The 21681-nt window shown below is 42.0% G+C and carries 13 protein-coding genes and 3 pseudogenes; 14 read left to right on the top strand and 2 right to left on the bottom strand.

Translation table 11 applies throughout. The annotated features are described in order from the left end of the window. Positions 1 to 308 precede the first annotated feature (308 nt). A complete protein-coding gene (locus tag RE474_RS06520) occupies positions 309 to 2894 on the top strand; it encodes a PAS domain S-box protein (RefSeq protein WP_309312154.1) in 2586 nt (861 codons plus the stop codon). Here RE474_RS06520 and RE474_RS06515 read toward each other — a convergent pair. After that, complete coding sequence (locus tag RE474_RS06515) at positions 2891 to 4825, bottom strand: hydantoinase/oxoprolinase N-terminal domain-containing protein (protein WP_309312153.1); 1935 nt, start codon at positions 4823 to 4825, stop codon at positions 2891 to 2893. The two genes, RE474_RS06520 and RE474_RS06515, sit on opposite strands and share 4 nt — an antisense overlap. 618 nt (positions 4826 to 5443) lie before the next feature. Between RE474_RS06515 and mttB the strand changes: the two are divergent. The 10 genes and pseudogenes from mttB (at position 5444) to RE474_RS06465 (ending at position 16038) form a co-directional block, all read left to right on the top strand. Next, positions 5444 to 6934: pseudogene (gene mttB / locus RE474_RS06510) on the top strand ([trimethylamine--corrinoid protein] Co-methyltransferase). 15 nt (positions 6935 to 6949) lie between these two features. Then, positions 6950 to 7597 carry a corrinoid protein gene (locus RE474_RS06505; RefSeq protein ID WP_309312152.1) on the top strand — a complete coding sequence of 216 codons (648 nt, stop codon included), beginning with the start codon at positions 6950 to 6952 and terminating at the stop codon, positions 7595 to 7597. A gap of 276 nt (positions 7598 to 7873) precedes the next feature. Next, on the top strand, positions 7874 to 8920 hold the full coding sequence (locus RE474_RS06500) for a DMT family transporter (RefSeq protein WP_309312151.1): 1047 nt from the start codon (positions 7874 to 7876) through the stop codon (positions 8918 to 8920). 1 nt (position 8921) lies between these two features. Continuing rightward, positions 8922 to 9212: a hypothetical protein gene (locus RE474_RS06495; protein ID WP_309312150.1), complete on the top strand. Its 291-nt coding sequence runs from the start codon at positions 8922 to 8924 to the stop codon at positions 9210 to 9212. Positions 9213 to 9226: 14 nt separating this feature from the next. Further along, on the top strand, positions 9227 to 9376 hold the full coding sequence (locus tag RE474_RS06490; RefSeq protein WP_309312149.1) for a hypothetical protein: 150 nt from the start codon (positions 9227 to 9229) through the stop codon (positions 9374 to 9376). A 318-nt stretch (positions 9377 to 9694) separates the two neighbouring features. Continuing rightward, on the top strand, positions 9695 to 10339 hold the full coding sequence (gene mtbC, locus RE474_RS06485) for a dimethylamine corrinoid protein MtbC (protein WP_309312148.1): 645 nt from the start codon (positions 9695 to 9697) through the stop codon (positions 10337 to 10339). Positions 10340 to 10352: 13 nt separating this feature from the next. Beyond that, positions 10353 to 11756, top strand: a pseudogene (mtbB, locus tag RE474_RS06480) ([dimethylamine--corrinoid protein] Co-methyltransferase). Between the two features lie 106 nt (positions 11757 to 11862). Next, complete coding sequence (locus RE474_RS06475; RefSeq protein WP_309312147.1) at positions 11863 to 12519, top strand: methyltransferase cognate corrinoid protein; 657 nt, start codon at positions 11863 to 11865, stop codon at positions 12517 to 12519. A gap of 15 nt (positions 12520 to 12534) precedes the next feature. Continuing rightward, positions 12535 to 13911, top strand: a pseudogene (locus RE474_RS06470) (monomethylamine:corrinoid methyltransferase). Between the two features lie 171 nt (positions 13912 to 14082). Beyond that, entirely contained in the window at positions 14083 to 16038 is a 1956-nt protein-coding gene (locus RE474_RS06465) for a hypothetical protein (protein WP_309312146.1), read from the top strand. 21 nt (positions 16039 to 16059) lie between these two features. Here RE474_RS06465 and RE474_RS06460 read toward each other — a convergent pair whose 3' ends face one another. Continuing rightward, positions 16060 to 17433 carry a monomethylamine:corrinoid methyltransferase gene (locus RE474_RS06460; protein WP_309312145.1) on the bottom strand — a complete coding sequence of 458 codons (1374 nt, stop codon included), beginning with the start codon at positions 17431 to 17433 and terminating at the stop codon, positions 16060 to 16062. Between the two features lie 627 nt (positions 17434 to 18060). On the opposite strand from RE474_RS06460, the gene mtbA reads away from it, so the two are divergent. From mtbA to prf1, 3 genes are all read left to right on the top strand, one after another. Continuing rightward, positions 18061 to 19080: a methylcobamide:CoM methyltransferase MtbA gene (gene mtbA, locus RE474_RS06455; protein WP_309312144.1), complete on the top strand. Its 1020-nt coding sequence runs from the start codon at positions 18061 to 18063 to the stop codon at positions 19078 to 19080. Positions 19081 to 19264: 184 nt separating this feature from the next. Beyond that, the gene (gene twy1 / locus RE474_RS06450) at positions 19265 to 20227 is read left to right on the top strand and encodes a 4-demethylwyosine synthase TYW1 (protein ID WP_309312143.1); all 963 of its coding nucleotides are present in this window, start codon (positions 19265 to 19267) and stop codon (positions 20225 to 20227) included. A 206-nt stretch (positions 20228 to 20433) separates the two neighbouring features. Next, positions 20434 to 21678 (top strand): peptide chain release factor aRF-1, encoded by a 1245-nt coding sequence (gene prf1, locus RE474_RS06445; RefSeq protein ID WP_309312142.1) that lies wholly within the window; start codon positions 20434 to 20436, stop codon positions 21676 to 21678. Positions 21679 to 21681: the final 3 nt, after the last annotated feature.

The following is a 21681-nucleotide window of genomic DNA, read 5'->3' as shown; positions in this document are numbered from 1 at the left end:
AATCATCTTACATATTTACAAAATGAGTCCAAAAACACTATTATTTATATTTTGTCATGTGCTTTATTTATCAAATATTCCGAATAAGAATAATTACTTTAATCATTTATATATAGAATACACTTTATGCGTTATATTTCACATTTCTGTCATAACTTTTATGTAATATGTATCTAAACTCCTAACCGACATTATTATATACTCGAAAACAACTTCCTCTGTAAAATACAGGTAATCAACAGAAAATCCTATATACGGGAGTTGAGTTTGATTGCAATACATTCCGTAAATACTATCATCTAAAAGATATGAATGCAAGTTCAGGAGTGATGAACATTTCAACTAACAGACCAGGAAAGACCAAGGCCGGGGAAGAAAACACATCTACTTCTATTCCTATTGACAAAAAACTGGAAGCTGTTTACAACAGTAGCCCTGTTATCTCTTTCATTTGGAAAGCAGAGGGAGAATGGCCGGTAGAATCAGTTTCAGGTAACATTACACGCCTTGGTTATACTCCTGAGGATTTCCTTTCAGGGAAACTACTTTATGGGGATATAGTTCATCCTGACGATCTTGACAGGATACACTTCGAAGTAAAAAAGCACTCTGAAAAGAAGAACACTTCATATTTTTCCCTTAATTACCGTGTGCTCACCAAAGATGGTGACGTTCGCTGGGTAACAGAGAGGTCTTTCATTAAAAGAGATGAAAATGGTGATATCACTCATTTCCAGGGCATAATCATCGATAACACCGAGCTTGAAGAAACCGAGCGTGAGTTGCTAGAAACCGGAAAGAAGTACCAGATCATCTTTGAAAGTTCACCTGTTGGTATCATTTACTTTGATGAGAATGGAATAATCACTCACTGCAACAAAGCATTTTCAGATATAGTAGGGGCCCCTGTAAAGAAGATAGCAGGTTTTAGTGTGCTCTCCTCTCTTAATGATGAAAACCTGAAAAGTGCTGTTGACCTTGTTTTCCTTGGAAATCCCGGTTACTATGAAGGTGAGTATTTCTCTGCCATAAGTGGGAAAAAACTCATGGTAAAGGCCAGTTTCACTCCAGTACTTGATAACGACGGCTCACTGATTGGTGGTATCGGCATCATGGAAGACGTTGAACTGAGTAAAAAGGCTCAGGAGATCATAAATCTGAACGAGATGCGTCTTGAAGCCCTTCTGAAACTCTATCAGATGCAGGATTCCCCAATGAGTGAAATTGCGGAATATGCCATAGAAAAAGCAGTGAAGCTTACTAATAGTAATATTGGTTACCTTGAATTCCTCAATGAGAATCAAAATGTTCTTGAAACATATCACTGGCCTTATGATTCCCATGAATATTATTCAGAAGAACCATTTGTACACCCTGTCCGCTCAACAGGTTTCTGGGGAGAGGCTATAAGGGAACGCAAAGCAGTTATTGTGAACAGGGACTATGACACAGAGCGTGTGGATGAGATATATCCAGGGACAAAAGAGAAAATGCTCCGCCATATAACTATCCCTGTCTTTGATAATGACCAGATAGTTGCTGTTGCAGGTGTAGCCAACAAAAAAAGCGATTATGACGAATCTGATGTCAGGCAACTCACACTTCTAATGGAAGGAATGTGGAAACTTGTACAGTACAAGCAGACAACTGAAATCCTTTATGAAGCATTGAGGATGCGCAGAGTCCTTGAATCTATCATGAGTTCAAGTCCGGCCATTGTTTTCTTATGGAAACCGGAGCAGGACTGGCCTGTAGAGTTCGTATCAGATAATATCGAGCAGTTTGGTTATACTGTTAATGATTTCATAACAGGCAAGATCATCTATGGAGACATCATTCATCCTTCTGACCTACAGAGGGTCAGGAATGAGGTTGAGAGGGCCTCCAGAGAAGGATTCTCGGATTTCAGTCAGGAGTACAGGATTCTCACAAAATCAGGCGAAGTCAGGTGGGTTGATGAAAGGACCATGCTTCATTATGACCAGAGAGGCATGGTAGATTATCTTCAGGGTATCATTGTTGACATAACCGAACGCAAGCAAGCTAATAATTTCATGCGTGTGGAATGTGACCTTGATAATGTTCTCGGTGATACCGGCAGCCTTGAAGATACATTTGATAAGCTACTTGATTTTACCCTTGAAGCTAAATCAATAGATTCGGGCATCATGTATGTAGTAGATAAAAAGACAGGGGAATTTGATGCTGTATCCTATCGTGGACTTTCAAAAAGTTTTGTAGATTCGCTTTCTCATTTCAAGCCTAATACGCTTATGGCCCGCATGTTCAGTACTGGTTTTCCGGTTTATAAGTACTTCACAGAGATCAATATGATGCTTCCTGCATCAAAACTTGACTATGAAGGTTTGCAGGCAATGGCCTTCATTCCTATAAAACACAATGATGAACTGGTTGCAGCCATGGTACTTGGTTCCCATTCCGAACTTGAGGTTCCTGCCAGCTCGAGGAATCTTATAGAAACCATTGCAAATCAGGTTGGAATAGTGATCTCCAGAATGAAGAAGGATTCCGGATTGCAGAAAAGCAAGAACCATATGAATTCACTTCTGAATGTACTTGATGAAATGGTCTTCATCATGGACCTGCAGGGAAGCATTCTGCATGTGAACTCCTCACTGGCCGATACTCTGAACTACACATTCAAAGACCTTGAAATGAAAGATTTCCTCATGCTTTATCCTGAAGGATGGGAGGATGATGTTCTTTCAACACTTGATGAGATCATGGCAGGTAAATCCTCAACTTCTGAGATACCATTAATAAGTAAGGAAGGTATACTGGTCCCGGTAAAATCAAAATTCACAATTGGGGACTGGGGAGGACAGGATGTCCTCATTTCAATTTCTTCCCTTATAAAAGAGCCAGGAGTTTAACAGCACTCCTGTTCTGTATTTCTATTTCCAACTCCAAGGATTACTAACTTTGTTTCCATAGGAGTTTTCCAACCCTGGGGAATCACTTCTTCTTTTTTCACATCTATTTTTATGTGGTTGGAATCAAGCCCGGCATCCTTCATATAACTCAACACAGTAGTTTCTCCGAGATTGACTGCATAGTCCAGAGCTTCCTGATACTCATAGAAGTTGCTCCTTCCGTGTTCGGAGAACACAAGGAATTCCCAGTCAGGAGCAGCCATTGATGCAGGTCTTATGAGTACTTCAAATCTCCTGATACCTTTTGCAGCAAGTGCACCGGCAGCATTTCCGACATTGGAATATTCAGGAAGGATGATCTCTGCATCAAGTATTTCCTGCATCTCCTTCACAAAAGCACTAACAGGTCCACCTATCAATACAATCGGGACCTCTATCTTAAACTTAGCAGGTGACTGAATATCAAATATCTTCCTGATCTCAGTTTTCTCAACTCCTTCAAGGAAGAATGAAACAAGGTCGCATGCCATGTTCTTTGAAAACTCTCTCTTGATATATCTGGCAAACTCCTGCCTGTCCATATCAACAATAGAACCAAGCATGTCCGCACCCACGTTAGCAGCTTCCACATTTCTTTCTGTGTATTCTCCAAGCACATGAAGTGCATCGGTTAGTGTAAATCCGATTGGCTGCAGCAGTCTTTTCTGGATAAGGCTGTCAAATATCTTGCTTGCAGGGTATTTCTTTATGCGGTTGAAGATCTCGGTTGTTGATGTTGGCTCCTTCTTTACGGCTCCAAGGACTTCCATTTCTTCAGGACTTGCTTCTATTGCCTGGTAGTCAGTCCTGAGATAGAACTTGGTTGGCTGGTAATTGATACCAAGTCTCATTTTAGATGGAATCGGATTTGCTTTGAGCTGCTCAAGGAAATCAGGGTAGAGTACAGCAGCCCTGCACAGGGGAATAACCCTTCTGGGACCAATGTTGATGTCTTTTCCCTTAACCCAGACATGGCTGTCTCCTCCCATGGCTGAAGTTTCCATTTTTATTGCTTTAACCCTTGTTTTCCATCCTCCTACAACAGCACCGGCATCACTCATTTCCGGTACACCGTTGTAGATAACTGAAATATCGGTGCTGGTTCCTCCGACATCAATAACTGCGCAGGACTCACTTTTTGCAAGGAATGATGCTCCTACAAGACTTCCTGCAGGACCTGAAAATATGGATTCGATAGGTTTTTTCAGGGCATTTTGTATTCCAATAACAGAGCCATCACATTTGAGCATGAATACCTTTGCATCAATTCCTCTTGACTTGATCTCAGCTTCAACTGTTGTCATGAACCTTTCTGTTACAGGTATCAGTTGGGCGTTTAGGAATGCTGTAACAGCTCTTTCAAATGCACCGAGGTCCTGTGAGAGTTCATAGCTGCAAACCGCAGGAAGGCCGGTGAGTTCTGTAATTATGTCCTTGGCACAGAGTTCATGGTCGTGATTCCTGACGCTGAAGTATGATGATATTGCAAATGCTGATACATTATCTTTGACTTTAAGGACGAACTCTTTTATTGATTCAGTATCAAGGGGATTTGTTTCGATTCCATTGTGGTCGTGTCCTCCTTTTACCTGCAAATAGTGATTAGTTGGGAGTTCTTCTTTGATATCGAAGTTCCCGATGAGTATAAGCGCCACAGGTGATCCGGTTCCTTCAAGAATGCTGTTAGTTGAAAGGGTGGTTGATACTGAAACCACTTTAACTTCTTTGAGCCTGTCTGGATCAAGTCCTTCAATAGCTCCACGGATCCCTTCAAGTGGGTCCGGGTAGCTTGTAAGCGATTTACTTGATTCGATTATAGTTTCATTTTCGTCATCAAGAAGGACCGCATCTGTATATGTTCCTCCTGCATCTATGCCAAGACTATAACTCATATTGTGAACTCCTTATTTTTGTGTTATTTGTGTGGAAGTTCCAATATTATATTATATATATTTTGTGCATCTGGAATTAACGCCGTTAACTAAAAAATAGTTATCAATAGACATGTTTTATGATGGGATCATTTCTTCATGATATAGGATGATAGAAACAATTATATAGTATTGTTTTCAGTCAAGATGCTGACATTAGTCAGTTACCTGAGAAATTCATGGGTGATTCATGTTAGATTTCTAGCAATTTACAGCAAAATATGTCTTAAATAGAAATACTTAAATATGAAATCAAAACCCCTTTATATGGTAAAGTACATATATGAGAAAGAATCCTTAGGATTTTAAGGAAAAACCTTTAATTTTGTCAATCTTCAAAGATTCATGTTTAGCAATGTGTTTTTGTAATTTTCTTATAATATTATCAATCGTTATCTTTTTATATTGAATCTCAAAACCGTGCAATAGTAAAATATAAATACTAGATTAGTAAGAAAAGTTTATATACTAGCGTATTCTACCTATCAAACAGGAACATACTGCTTACAAGGCAGGTTCAATCCTTCGGAATATCTTGGAGGTATTCCGGATACATAATTCAAATTGGAGGCTAAGAAAATGGTAAACCACTATTACCCAGGTAGACGTCCATTAGACGGTGTAACTCTGGAATTCTTCTCAGAAGATGACCTTAGAGCTCTTCACTACGCTACAATGGATGTTTTCATAAACACTGGTATCCAGGTATCAGATGCTGAAGCTAGAGCTATCTTCAAAGAGGGTGGCTGTTTAGTTGATGAAAAGACAATGGTAGTAAAGATCCCTGAATACGTAGTTAACAGGGCACTTCGTGACTGTCCATCAAAGTTCGTTCTCTGGGGACGTGACAAGAAGCACAACACAAAGCAGGAACACAAAGGAAAGGTACACTGGACCTGTTTCGGTACCGGTGTCAAGATGTGCAACTACCAGGCACCAGGCAAGTACACCACTGTTGACTCAACAGAAAAGGATCTTGCAGACACAGCAAAGATCTGTGACTGGGCAGAAAACATTGACTATTATTCACTCGCAGTTTCCGCAAGGGACTGGGCAGGCAAGGGTGCACAGGACGTACACGAGACCCTGACCCCTCTGATGAACACAACAAAGCACTTCCACCACATCGACCCTGTAGGCGAGAACGTAGACTACTACCAGCAGATCGCAACAGCATACTATGGTGGCGACGACGAGGAAGCACGCAAGAAGCCAATTTTCTCAACACTTCTCTGTCCAACAAGCCCACTTGAGCTTAGTGTCAACGCATGTCAGGTCATCATAAAGGGTGCAAGGTTCGGAACACCTGTAAACGTACTCAGTATGGCAATGGCAGGAGGTTCATCACCAGTACACCTTGCAGGTACACTCGTTACACACAACGCAGAGGTACTTTCCGGTATCGTACTCGCACAGCTGGTCCAGCCAGGTGCACCAGTATGGTATGGTAGCTCCACCACAACATTCGATCTTAAGAAAGGAACAGCACCTGTAGGTTCCCCAGAACTTGGAATGATCAGTGCAGCTGTTGCAAAACTCGGTCAGTACTACGGTCTGCCAACATTCGTCGCTGGTTCGTAGGCTGATGCCAAGATACCTGATGGCCAGGCTGGTCATGAGAAGACAATGACAACAATTCTTCCCGCCTTCGCAGGTGCTAACACCCTGTACGGTGCAGGTATGCTTGAGCTCGGTATGACTTTCTCACTCGAACAGCTCGTTCTTGACAACGATATGATCACAATGACAAAGAAGGCAATGCAGGGAATCCCTGTAACCGAAGAAACATTGGCAGTTGAGTCTATTGACAAGGTTGGTATTGGTAATAACTTCCTTGCACACAAGACAACAAGACAGAACATCGACCTCCCATCCAGCCCAATGATCATTGACCGTCTCATGTACGGTGACTGGGAAATGGCAGGTGCAAAGGACATCGCAACGGTTGCTCATGAAAAAGTCGTTGACATCATGAAGAACCACGAAGTCCAACCAATTGACGCTGACCTGCTCAAGGACATGCAGGCAGTCGTAGAGAAGGCTGACAAGGCTTTCAGAGCCAGCATGTAAACAGGAGGTTTAGAAATGGCAACAAAAGAAGAGATTATTGCAAAAGCAAAAGCAGCTATTCTTGATTTCGATGAAGAAGCAGCAGAAGAGGCAGCACAGGAAGGTCTTGCTGCAAATGTAGATCCAGTAGATCTTATCCAGGACGGTTTCACAGCAGGAATGAACGAAGTTGGTGACCAGTTTGAAGCAGGTACCGTATTCCTTCCACACGTCATTGCAGCATCAGAGGCAATGAGTGCAGGAGTAGCTATTCTTACACCAGCTCTTGAAGCAAAGGGTGCAGAAACAGCAAGCAGAGGTACAATCGTCATCGGTACAATCGAGGGAGATATCCACTCAATCGGTAAGGACATTGTAGCAACAATGCTCAAGATCGCAGGTTTCAAGGTTGTAGACCTTGGAAGAGACGTTGCTATCAGCAAGTATGTAGAAGCTGTGAAAGCAAACAAAGCTGATGTCGTTGGTTCATCTGCTCTTATGACCACAACAATGGTCAGCCAGATCCAGATCGAAGAACAGCTCAAGGAAGCAGGTATCCGCGATTCCGTTAAGACAATGGTCGGCGGTGCACCTGTAACACAGGACTGGGCAACAAAGATCGGAGCAGACATCTACGGCGAGAACGCTACAGATGTAGTTTCCAAGCTTAATGCTATGTTCTGAAACCAGAACCAAAACAAGAATGAAAAGTTGCGAGGATGTACTAGACATACATCCTCACAATCTGAAGACAATCTTTGCACTTATTGTCTTCAAATAATTGGTGCTAACGGAATATTAGTTTTCCGTCAAACAGCACTTCACAAAAGATGTTAACTGCAGCTGATCGGTGCTGAATGTTTTCATCTTTAAGCATCACTTTCCAGAAATGTCTGGAATCATCAACATGCCATGTGCTGGCATGTCACTTTAGAAGGTTTGAAATTGGAGGTATTGACTTTGGATTTAAAAGCTTTAAAAAAGCAAGAACACCAGAAGAGGGTCAAGTATGGTTACATGTGGGCTTTCTTCTGTGCAGTTCTCTGGGGAATGTGGTATATCCCCGGTACTACAATATGGGTTTTGAACCCATTCGATGAAATGTATGCTGATATCGCTGCAGGAAGCGGCGACGGTATGGCACTTATAATCGTAGCAGTTTTGATCACAGCATTTAATGCATTAACAGTTATGCTGGCTCTTACCGTCTGGAATGGTGCTCTTGGTAAGTTCGGTGAAATGAAGAGAACAGTGAAGGAATTCCATCCCTGTTCAAAGTGGTTCTTCCTGGCATCTATTTTCGGAGGACCAATGGCTATTCTGGGTTCATTTATCGCAATGGGATTTGTTGGCGGTGCTTTTGCAGCGGTTGCAGCTCTTATGTATCCGGTTGTAGGTTCTATTCTTGCCCAGAAATGGTATGGTGAAAAGATATCAAAGAGAGCTTATCTTGGTATTGCTTTCATTATTACAGGTGGTATCACCATATTCGGTGGCGGACTGCTTACTGAGCTTGGAAGCGGAAATGTTGCATGGATCGGCTACCTTGGTGGTCTCATGGCAGCAGCCGGTTGGGGTATAGAAGGTGCAATTGCAGGAAAGGGTCTTGATATTGCAGAACCTGATGTTGGTCTGACACTGAGGTTCCTCGGTGAGAACATCATCTGGTGGATAATTATAGTTCCTATACTGGCAATTATTGGTTTCCCAATGTTCAAGTATGCATTCATGGCATTTGAGCCACTCACACTTCTGGTACTGATATTTGCAGGTATCACCTTTGGTTTCTGTTACGTTACATGGTATAAGTCCTTCCCGCTTATCGGTGTTGGAAGGGGTCAGGGTATCGGTAACCTGTATGGTCTGTTCGCTGTAATATTCATCTTCCTTTTCTTCGGAGATGTCCCTGCATGGACTATCCTTCTGGGAGGTGCACTCTGTCTGGGAGGTAGCTCAATCATGTTCTCTGAAGACACCGGTGAAATGGAATCTTTGAGAGGTGACTGAAATGGCAGGAACTCGCCCAATAAAATTCAGGATACTTGAGCTGTGCAACGGTGGAAAATGGAACTACGAGATTGTAGGCCAGATCCAGAAAGAGTACGGCCTTAAAGGAAATTTCCAGAGGGATTCCATAAACTTCGATATCATTGAACTTGCATCCGGAGGAATGTTGAAGGATGTTGAGGTCAAGGTCGATGAAGAAGGTATCTACAAGAAAGGTTTCCTTTTGCACAAGTATGAACTGACAGATTTCGGAAGAGCAAGGGCTGCAGATGCCTGTTTAATGTATGTATAAGGAGGGAACAGAAAATGGTACAAACACAAGCTGCAATGGAAGCTTACAATGCTTACTGGGTTAACTCCCCTCTGCCAGCTGCTAATGTATTGTGGATGGTTGCCATCATTATAGTAGCAATACTGGCACTCTGGCAGGCAAGAACATTCGTTTCACAGTTCTAAGGAGGAACTTGAAAAATCTAATCAGTTGAGTAGACAGATGCAGTGAAGTTACAGGCTCTTATCCCATGGTCATGAATGTAATGGATCTGCTTCTGTTCATATTTATTTATTCTCCTGAAGGTTTGCAAAGCACTATGGTAGAAAAATATATATACTAGGTACTATGAGGATACATGAGTAACATTTAAATAGTGTACTTTAAGGCAACATATATATGTATCGTTTTACAATGCAAATTAACCTTCAGGTTATACCCCAATTTCAAACCAATATAAAGTAAAAATTATCAGGACTAATAAAAAAGAATGAGGTGTACAAATGAGCAATGAAGAAATGTTCAAAGAACTCGCAGACGCTGTTGTCACATGTAAGAAAGATGTTGTAACAGCAGCTGTTGAGAAGGCAAAGGGCGAAGGAATCCCTGCACCAGAGATCATTGAAAAGGGTCTCGCAGCAGGAATGAACGAAGTCGGTGTCCTTTTTGAGAGAGGTAAGTTATTCCTTCCTCACGTAATGATGGCAGCAGGCGCAATGGAAGCAGGTGTAAAGCTCCTTGAAGCAGACCTTCCTGCAGATGCTGTAAGCAAGAAACTCGGTGTAATCGTAAACGGTACCGTTGAAGGTGATGTCCACGACATCGGTAAGTCCATTGTATCAACCATGCTTCAGTCCGCTGGTTTTGAAGTCCACGACATTGGAAGAGACGTTCCACTTCAGGACTTTATTGACAAGATAAAAGAGACAAATGCAGACATGGTAGGTCTTTCAGCACTTATGACAACCACCCTCCAGGGTCAGAAGGATGTCATTGAGATGCTCAAGGAACAGGGCATGAGAGACAACATCAAGGTAATGGTCGGCGGTGCACCTGCAACCCAGAACTGGGCTGACAAGATTGGTGCAGACTGCTATGCAGAGAATGCAAGTGAAGCTGTCCTGAAGGCAAAGGAACTCCTGCTCTAAGCGAGGTATTATCATGGCAACAGAATACAAATTGAGAATGGGAGACGGAAAGCGTATCTACATGACAAGGGAGCAGATCGAGGCTGACCTTAAAGAAGGTATGGCAGACGCTGCAGACCTTGGTACAATTCCTGACCTCAGTGCAGATGAAATAGACAAGCTCATAGACATTCTCACTATGCCTTCAAGGATGGTAGGTGTCGAGCAGGGTAAGGAAGTTCCTGTAACCCACGATATCGGAACCATCAGACTCGATGGTGACCAGGGTAACAGTGGTGTAGGTATTCCATCCAGCAGACTTGTCGGTATCATGATGCACGAGCGTGCCTTTGGTGCTGACACAATGGAACTCGGTCACATCGACTACAGTTTCAAACCAGCAAAGCCAGTAATTGCACAGGAAATGCAGACAATGGAAACCTGCCAGGCAAACACAATTGTTCCACTGCTTTACGGTGCAATGCCAAACATGGGTCTTTACTACACACCAGACGGACCATTCGAGAACCCTGGTGACCTCATGAAGGCATTCAAGATCGATGAAGCAAGAGAGTCCATGGAACACTCTGCAAAACACCTTACCAGAGACATTATCTGGATCATGCAGAGAATGATGGCATCTGGTTCTGATGGTGTCAACTTCGATACAATCGGTGCTGCAGGTGACGGTGACATGTACGCATCACTCCACGCAATCGAAGCACTGAGAAAACAGTTCCCTGACATCTACATTGAAGCAGGTATGGCAGGAGAACTTATGCTTGGAATGCACGGTGAGCTTGAGTACGATGGTACTACCCTTGCAGGTCTCTGGCCACATGAGCAGGCAGCACTTGTTGCAAAGGCAGGAGCAAATGTATTCGGTCCTGTAGTTAACACAAACACCAGCAAGAGTGCAGCATGGAACCTCGGAAGAGCTGTTACATTTATCAAGGCAGCTGTTAAAGCTTCCACTATCCCATGTCATGTAAATATGGGTATGGGTGTCGGTGGTATCCCAATGCTTGAAACCCCAACTATTGATGCTGTATCAAGAGCTAGCAAGGCGATGGTCGAAATTGCTGGCGTGGATGGTATATAGATAGGGGTCGGCGACCCGATGGGTATGCCGATCTCCCACATAATGACCTCCGGTATGAGCGGAATCAGAGCTGCTGGTGACCTTGTTGCCAGAATGGAGCTTTCAAAGAGCATGAGAATTGGAGAAGCAAAGGATTACGTTGCAAAGAAACTCGACGTAACCACAGATGACCTCAGTGACGAATATGTAATGAGAGAACTGAGAGAAGAGCTTGGTATAGGGGTCGTCACTTCAGTTGCAGGAGCTCCAAAGGGAATTGCAGCAAAGATGAACATCGAGAAGCTTCTTGATATCAACATCAACAGCTGTAACAAATTCAGAGGACAGTTGAAGTAAATATTTCTGGTAAATTGATCTGGGTTCTACTGTTAGTGGAACTCACTTCATTTTAATTACCATTTTTTCACTAAGTAAAAAACGAAATCACATTTGGAGGCTAAATATGTCAAATCAGGAAATGTTCGATAAACTGAGAGACACAATCGTCACTCAGAACATTAATGGCTGTGCAGCAGCTACCCAGGAAGCCCTGGATGCTGGTCTAACAGCAGTTGAGATCATTAACGAAGGTCTTTCAGTAGGTATGAAGATAATCGGAGACAAATTCGAGGCAGCAGAGGTCTATCTCCCACAGATCATGATGTCTGCAAAGGCAATGAACGCTGCAATGGAGATTCTTGTTCCTATACTCGCAGAAGAAAAGGGAGCAGATGACGAAGGTGTCGGTCTTGCTATCACCTACGTACAGGAAGGAGACATTCACGATATCGGTCACCGTCTTGTAACAACCATGCTTGAAGCAAACGGTTTCAAGATCGTTGACATGGGCGTAGACGTACCAAACGAAAAAGTTACAGAAGAAATTGCAAAGAACAAGGGCAAGAAACTCCTGCTTGTCGGTTCAGCACTTATGACAACCTCAATGCTCGGTCAGAAGGACACAGTATCCATGCTCGTAGAAGAAGGTCTTAGAGATTCAGTTAAGATCATGTTCGGTGGAGCACCAGTATCTGACGCATGGATCGCAGAGATCGGAGCAGATGCAACCGCAGAGAATGCAGCAGACGCAGCTCGTGTAGCACTTAAGCTTATGCAGTAATTGAGGTGAAATAATATGACATTCGCAAGATCACTTGATTGTTTTGAATTCTATGAGCGTGCAAAGAAGGGAGAGAAGACAACCCAGGATGACTGGGACCTCATGACCATCCCAATGAAAGCAATGGAGCTCAAGCAGAAATACAACCTTGATTTCAAGGGCGAGTTCGTACCAACTGACAAGGACATGATGGAAAACCTCTTTAAAGCAGGTTTTGAGATGCTTCTTGACTGTGGTATCTACTGTACAGACACCAGCCGTGTAGTAAAATACACAGAGGATGAGATCTGGGATGCTATCAACAACGTCCAGAAGGAATTCACAATCGGAACCGGCAGGGACGCTGTAAGGGTACAGAAGAGAAGTGTTGGCGACAAGAGAAAGCCAATAGTCCAGGGTGGTCCAACAGGTTCCCCTATCTCCGAGGACATGTTCATGCCAGTTCACATGAGCTATGCTCTTGAGAAAGAAGTCGACACAATTGTTAACGGTGTCATGATGACAGTCCGTGGCAAGCCACCAATTCCAAAGAGTCCATATGAGGTCCTTGCAGCAAAGACCGAAACCAGGCTCATCAAGACAGCAGCAGCAATGGCCGGAAGGCCAGGCATGGGCATATAGGGACCAGAGACTTCCCTGTCCGCTCAGGGAAATATCTCTTCAGACTGTGTCGGTGGCATGGTTTGCAGTGACAGTCACGAAGTATCACAGCTCAATGAGCTTAAGATCGACCTTGACGCTATCAGTGTAATGGCACACTATCAGGGTAACAGTGACATCATCATGGATGAACAGATGCCTATCTTTGGTGGCTACGCCGGCGGCGTAGAGGAAACCACAATTGTAGATATCGCAACTCACATCAATGCATTTGTAATGAGCAACGCAAGCTGGCACCTTGATGGTCCGGTCCACATCCGCTGGGGATCAACCAACACTCGTGAGACCCTCATGATCGCTGGATGGGCATGTGCTACAATCTCAGAATTCACTGACATGATCTCAGGTAACCAGTACTATCCATGTGCAGGTCCATGTACCGAGATGTGTCTGCTTGAAGCATCCGCTCAGTCTATCACTGACACAGCATCCGGCCGTGAGATCCTCTCCGGTGTTGCAGCTGCAAAGGGTGTCGTTCAGGACAAGACAACCGGTATGGAAGCAAGGATGATGGGAGAAGTTGCAAGAGCAACAGCAGGAATGAACATCGAAGATGTCAACAAGGTCCTCGACCTCCTTGTAAGCTCCTACGAGGGCAACTATGCAAATGCACCAGCAGGAAAGACCTTCCAGGAATGTTACGATGTAGCTACCGTAACACCAACTGATGAGTACATGAAGGTCTACGACGGCGCACGCAAGAAGCTCGAAGAGTTCGGACTTACTTTCTAAAATCCAAAATCCCTGTGATAACATAGTTTATCACTTCCCTAACGTAGCCAGTGATTTTTCTATCGCTGGCTCACCCAACTTTTTTTGTACTTGTTTGATTTTTGGTTTCCAAAAGATATTATCTAATTAATACTGTTTATTTAGATAGTAAATATCTAAGGACAGAGTGGTATGGTTAGTGAAGATTTGGATTTATTAAATGATGATTTATCCGCAGACCGAATATTGTCGTTTGTTAATGTTTTAAAAATAGTATCGAAAACAGATGAATTTAAGGAATGGATGAATACTTATCATCATCTTGAAGTTGATGATGATATTTTTGTAGGCTATAAATTTTTCATGTCGGTATGTATTCGGGGCATTATAAATTCAGTTATTTATGAAGATTCACTAGGGTTAGATGAGGATTTCACTTTTTTTAGAGCAAGATTTGTTGGTGTAGATCTCGAGGATATACCGAATACATGTGAAAAGACAATATTCATAAAAAGTATCTGGCCAATATCTAGGCAAATTAAGAAGGCAAAGAATTGGGAAGAATTACATAAAAGCACAGAACCTATTAATGAGCTTATTTTTTTGTTCGATAAATTTTTTGAAGAAAATATTTCTGAAACAGAACCACTAGATAAATTTGAGTGTCTAAAAATAGTAACAATAATTTATACTCATATATTTTTGAACGACACCAGCGAAGGAATTCCTCACATCTACCGTTTAATCCCAATATTAAAAACAGATGTCAAAGAGCAATATATGAGCAAAGCCTATCTAGGCTATGTTTATACTCTTCAATATCTATGGTTTATTCTTTTGGGAGAACAAATATTTAAAGAGACTTCTTTGAAAGAATTGCATGAGGCACATATTCTTTACTCGAAAGATGTAGCTGAAGAGTTTAAATTACCATTCGAATTATCTGAGCTTGAATCAGTTGTGCAAAATCAAGATATTATAGATGAAGATAGTCTCCATTTTGAAACTTTGAAGAAATGGTTTGCATTAGACAGATTTTTTGGCAAAATCAATGAAGAAATAGTTTCTCCAATAAAAGAAGAATTAAAGATTGATCTCATTTTTCATCCTCTTTTAAGCGTCAAGCCAGATTATGACAAAAAATTGTTTGAAAAAATCCTGCTGAAAGATAAACTATCAGACCCTACTTATCTAAAAGATTATGATAACGATAAATTGACTGAAAAAAGACTCAATTATCGTTTTTTTTGGTATGATGTTAATGTTTTAGATTCACAAGAATTCACTTTGTTTAATGGTCTTCCTAGTTTTATTTCTACACTTCTGGGAACGATAGAATCTTCAAAGATTTTTGCACAAGGGGATATAGTATCTGTATTGAAATTTAAGCATCCAGTAGAAGGAGCAAAAATATATGATTATAGTTATGCTATTCTTATTCATGCTTCAAGTGGAATGGGCATTTCAGATTACTCTGGATGGCTAGTATTTTATGATTGTGCCAGCGATTCTGGATCAAGTGAATTATTATTCCTTCAGGCAGAGGATTTAATCAATACTTTTGTTGAAGGATCAAAAATAGAACTTCAGACCGAAATTGTTGACAAAGAAGAATTTAAGAAATATTTACTAAAAAAGGATGTTTCTTCTTCGTCTGATGAATTAAGCCTCTCTGAAGTAAAAACAAAAGTTGATATTTTTACTGCTGATGCAAAAGGAAAATTGTTCGAATATGCTTTTTGTAATTGGTTATTTGAACATCATTCAATTATTAATTCTCTCATCAAGTTTGATGTTCAAGTGAATAATGAACAAATCGATGCATATGAAGAATTTGAAGATAGAATTGAGTTGTATGAATGTAAAGTACAATTGCATACTGAAAAGTTAGATGACATCATCAATCAAGTACAAAGAAAAGTAAAAGCTTTGCCTTCAGATAAAAAAGTCATTCGCAATTTAGTTATTTACATGCCGTGTTCTATTAAAGACAAAAATGAGCTTAAAAAAGCAAAGATATATGTTCATGATGATTTTAAAGCAAATATCTTTGAAAGATTAAATCCAGAAAGTAAGAAAAAGCTATCTTTGGTACTTGAATTCAAAATAAATCAAATAACAGAGAAAAAGCCACATTATAGATTTTAATAAGAATAAATTGCCTTTTTTTCAAACAGGTTCCCCTGGAATATCACCCATGATCTCATACGAGATCTTCCTGTAGAGTGTCAGGTATTCCTCGGTGGGTTCCATGTCGTATTCAGAACGGATGTTGTAGCATTTTTCAAATGGTTTGCCTTCAGGTGGATTTTTGAGGCGGTCGGCGTATTTTGAGTATATTTTGGCTACAAGGGTGTTGGCTTCTGAAAGTGTCAGGTGGGTTGCCATCTGTGCCATTTCTCCCATGAATCGGGATTCAAGGCCGGAGGAATGATCTGAGACACTTCCAAGGCGACCACTTGGTCCAAGAAGCATATTTCTTCCGCAAACAGTATCACCGATTGCCTGTGCAGCAGTTTCATAGAACATCATATCAGTACAGATGCCGGCTGCATTCCAGTAGTATCTCGCAGTGTAGTAGTTCATGTTTCTGGAAACAGCAAGTGATGACAGGTTGGATGCCCACATTATCTCTTTGGCTGAGGATGATCCGGTGTCAGCATGGACTGCTCCTGATGCATGTATGCTGGAGTGTGCCAGCACTTTGGATTGTAGTGTTTCAGCAACGTCTATTATTGCAAGTCCCTCGGGAGAACCGATACATGGTCCTCCAAAGACTGGTACCTGGCCTGAAATATAGTGGTTGCCGTGCTCCTGATGGTAGATACATTTAGAAAGTGTCTCGTAATCCACTTTAAGGTCATCCATGTAAACTTCCTGTGGATCGGCACTTGAATAGAGTTCGTCTGATGAAACAAGTAAAGATGATGTTGTGAGTGTCGGGGTGCTTGGTCCCATAAGGGCAAGTCCTTCCCTGCCGGCTATTTTTGTTGCCAGCCTTTCATTTCGGGCTGCTTTCAGGACTGCCAGCATTTCAAGTGGACTTTTTGGATGGATATATTCTCCTCCAAACTGTTTCATGGCTCCGCTATAGATTCCCTGCACAACGTTTTCCTGAACTGAGCTTAAGTTTATGTAAAGAAAATTCTCTTCAGATACGCTTCCTCCCATAGGTCCGCCAATGATCACAGGCGGGAAGGATACCATGGGATAACGCTGTGGAACAACCACTTTTTCCTTGAGTCTGCCGATTTCAAGGGGATTTGTGGTATTGAGCGCTTTAAGGATGTCCTCTTCGTCAATATCGATGACACGCTGGGTGCTTCTGCAGAATATTCCTATTGAATGCAGGAGCTCAATGCCTGCTTCAAAGACAGCATCTGCCATCTCAAGGTCATCAGGGATAAAAATCCTGGGATCGTATTCTATTCCGTATTTAAGAGCCAGCTCTTCAGATTTTTTGAATACTTTGATGTCATGCTCTCTTTCTGTGCGTTTTTCCCCTCCTATTGCATATTTGAGGTACTTGTAGATGTTTTGCATGACGAATCTCCTTCAAAATAAGTTGTTAATAAAGCGTATTTGAGTATCTATTTTTGTAGATATAAAGATGAATGAGTACTATTATTTATATTTTCCCACATTTTATGAACATATAGTGACCTATAAATAGATATTATGGCAATTGATTCGGATTTATTCAATGATTTTACGAATTTATAAAGAGTTTTACAGTAAATATTATATGCACTAATATTGCAGCAAGTAAAGATACTGAATTACTTTTTCTTCTAAGGGGGTACTTTTATGTGTTACTTTTTGTCTTCAACTTGCCCGCTTCAAACAATTACTATTTATATTTTATGCTAACTCTGACTGGTCGAAAAATTGTATGAATTTAGAGGAGGTCTAAACTTATAATGTATGTGCTGCTTTTTTTGACAAGTACTTGGCAAATACCTTTGTCTTGAAAAACAATATCATTAGACTTTATTTATTGCTGGTATTCTTCATTTGTATTGATGCATGAATGTGTCTGTTAATCTCCTATTTATCTCTTTCCAGCCTTTTTCGATTGATCATATTATATAAGGTTACCGATGGGCTATGGAAAAATATATATGCATGTGAATTGAATTTAGAAATAATCACAATACGGAGATTGATTTTATGGCAGAATATACCCCTAAAGAAAGATTATCCCGTGCACTCACTGGTCAGCCAGTTGACAGGATGCCTGCTGTCTGTGTTACTCAGACAGGCACTGTTGAGCAGATGGAAGCCTGTGGTGCTTTCTGGCCAGAGGCTAATAGCGACGCAGAAAAGATGGCAACACTTGCTGAAGCAGGTCACACCGTAGTAGGTTTTGAGGCAGTTCGTGTGCCTTTTGACATTACTGCAGAAGCTGAGTTCTTCGGCTGTGAGATCAAGGATGGAACAATGGAGCAGCAACCATCCGTAGTTGGTCACGTAGTAAAAACAGAAGAAGACATCGAGAAACTCAAAGGCTACAATCTTGACCACGGAAGAATTGGTGTTGTCTGTGATGCTATCAAAATACTTGCAGACAAATACGGTGAAGAACTTCCTATCATGGGAAGCATGATCGGTCCTTTCTCACTTGCACAGCATATCAACGGTGACGAATGGTTCATGGCAATCTTCACAAACGAAGCCTTCGGACTTGCACTCATGGAATTCACAACCGATTTCTGTGTTGCTTACGCACAGAAAATGGTTGAGAACGGTGCTGACACAATGGTCATTATTGACCCAACAGCCAGCTACCAGCTCATAGGTGCTGAATTCTACGAAAAGTTCGTAGTTCCTTTCCACAAGAAGATCATTGATGCAATGCACGAGGTCAACGTACCTGTAGTTCTTCACATCTGCGGTGACACCACCCAGGGTCTTGCACTCATGGAATCCAGTGGTGTAGACGCTATCAGTGTTGACCAGAATGTTGATGCTGCAACAGCAGTGGCAAACGTTGAAAAAGCTGTCATTGTCGGAAACCTCGACCCTGTAAACATGCTCTGGAACCAAACACCTGAAATTATCAGGGAACAGTCACAGAAGGTCATTGATGCAGGAATCGGTCTGCTTGCACCGGGATGCGGTACTGTAAGCAAGACGCCAACAGTCAATCTCCAGGCAATGATTGAAGTGGCGAAGAGCCACAAGTACTAAAACAAGTACTAAAAGATGTGTAATTTTAGTTGAAATGAGCTAACACCTTGTTTCCCCCTCCGTAGCACCGACTCGCTTTAACATTTCCGGGTCGGTGTCTGCTACCTCCTTCTCTCGGATATATTTAGGCAAAATTCTTCTTTTCCACACATTTATATATACTGAAATTCTACTAGACCCAGAGATGCCTCGCAGAAGAAAGAACAAAAATAAAGATTCAGGCGATGACGAAGCCGGAATCACCGATTTCAAAAGCCTGTTAAAGAAACAGGGATATAGTCTTGCAGGCAGGCATAGTGCAGTCAAAACTTGCATGTGGCTTCGCAGGTCAATAAAAGATGAAGGCGAATGCTACAAATCCGTATTCTACGGAATCACATCCCATCGCTGTCTTCAGATGACCCCTACTCTTATGTGCAACCAGAAGTGTCTGCACTGTTGGAGGCCTACGGAAGTAGATGTTCCCATGCCTGTTGGATGGGACTCTCCAGTGGAAATAGTGGGGTCTTCAATAGAATCCCAGAGAAAGCTTTTAACCGGTTTTGGACACTCTGCACCCCTTGAACGCTGGAAAGAAGGTAACGATCCAAAGCATGTTGCCATATCTCTCTCAGGAGAGCCTACTCTCTTCCCTCATCTTGACGAACTGATCGATGAGTTCAAAGCACAGGGATTCACCACTTTTGTTGTAAGCAACGGTACTGTTCCTGAAATGATGGCAAAGATAAACCCTGCTCAGTTATATATGAGCCTTGATGCACCTGACAGGGAAACCTATGAAAAGGTCTGCCGTCCGAACTCTCCTTTACTCTGGGACAATATTCTCAGATCCCTGGAAATACTCAGGGACAAGGAAACAAGAACAGTTATCCGTATCACGCTTGTAAAAGGCGTCAATATGTTTGATCCCGAAGGTTATGCTAAACTCATAAAAATAGCAGAACCTGATTACATTGAGGTCAAAGCCTATATGCATCTTGGTTTTTCACGTAAGAGATTACCACGTGAAGCAATGCCTTCACATGATGAGGTAATGCAATTTTCAGAAGAACTGGCGCAACATCTTGGTTACAAAGTAGCCGGTGACGTTGAGGTCAGCAGGGTAGTTTTATTGTCAAAAGATGGTTCAGTTACACATCTTCTTTGACAAGATACATTTTTTTCTACACGGAGTCAGGACTATGTTTAATACATTCTACTATTCTAAGTCTCATCATATCGGTAATTACTATAGTTACTACAGTTTGTGCCACAACCTCTGTCACAATCTATATTTATAGCAACGGCATAGATAAGCAACCAAAATAATCGAAGATATAGATAATCACTTTATTCAAATGGAGTATTCACACAATGTCAGAACAATCTGCTCATTCAAAATATGAATTTAAAAAATCATTAGAGGAGCTCCGTACCAAAAAAGGACGTGGTACCGAACTTATCTCTCTGTATATCCCCCCCACAAAGCAAATATCAGATGTAACATCACAGCTCAGGACCGAGCACGGTCAGGCTGCTAACATCAAGTCCAAAGTTACACGTGATAATGTGCAGGGTGCACTGGAATCCCTGCTTTCAAGGCTCAGATATGTGGAAGTTCCTGAGAATGGTATTGTTTTTTTCACAGGTGCTGTGGATATCGGTGCAAACAAGACTAACATGGAAACACGCATACTCGAACCTCCTCAGCCAATTGTCACATACAGATATCACTGTGATTCCGCATTCTTCCTTGAACCACTTGAGGAAATGCTTAAGGATGCAAAGACATACGGTCTTCTGGTTCTTGACAGAAGAGAAGCAACAGTTGGTCTTCTTGTAGGAAAGCGCATAGAAGCTCACAGAAACCTGACATCTACTGTTCCGGGAAAACAGAGAAAAGGAGGTCAGAGTGCTCACAGGTTCCAGCAGCTCAGGCTTATTGCAATTCATGATTTCTACAAGCGTATAGGTGATGCTGCCAGCGATGTTTTCCTGACAATAGACCACAAGGACTTCGAAGGTGTCCTTATCGGTGGTCCTTCCCCTACAAAGGAAGAGTTTGAGTCAGGAGAGTTCCTGCACCACGAGATCCAGAAAAAGGTACTTGGTCTCTTTGATGTAGCATACACCGATGAATCAGGTCTCAATGAACTGGTGAACGCTGCCAGCGAAAGACTTTCAGACCTTGACCTTATGGTTGAGAAAAAGCTCATGCAGCGTTTCTTTACAGAACTTGTTTCTGATTCCGGCAAGGCTGCATATGGAGAAGCCCAGGTCCGTGAGAACCTGAATATCGGCGCAGTAGAGATTCTTATGATCTCAGAGGGATTAAGAGCTGAGAGACTCACTCTTAAATGTCCCAACGGAGATTACGAAGGTGGAATCACCCGAAATTTCAAACCGGGAGAAGAGGATACTTCCAACATTCCATGCCCTGTATGTGGTTCCAATATGGAATTAATAGAAAGAGTGGATATCGTAGATGAACTCTCAGAGCTTGCTGACCAGATGGCAACACAGGTTGAGTTCATATCAACCGACTTCGATGAAGGTTCCCAGCTTCTGAATGCATTCGGTGGAATAGTAGCCATTCTGAGATTCAGTACCGGTGTCTGATCT

Source organism: Methanolobus sediminis, from assembly GCF_031312595.1.
GTDB classification, from domain to species: Archaea; Halobacteriota; Methanosarcinia; order Methanosarcinales; family Methanosarcinaceae; genus Methanolobus; species Methanolobus sediminis.
The sequence above is the reverse complement of the archived record's forward strand: the minus strand, read 5'-3'. Positions and strand labels throughout refer to the sequence as shown.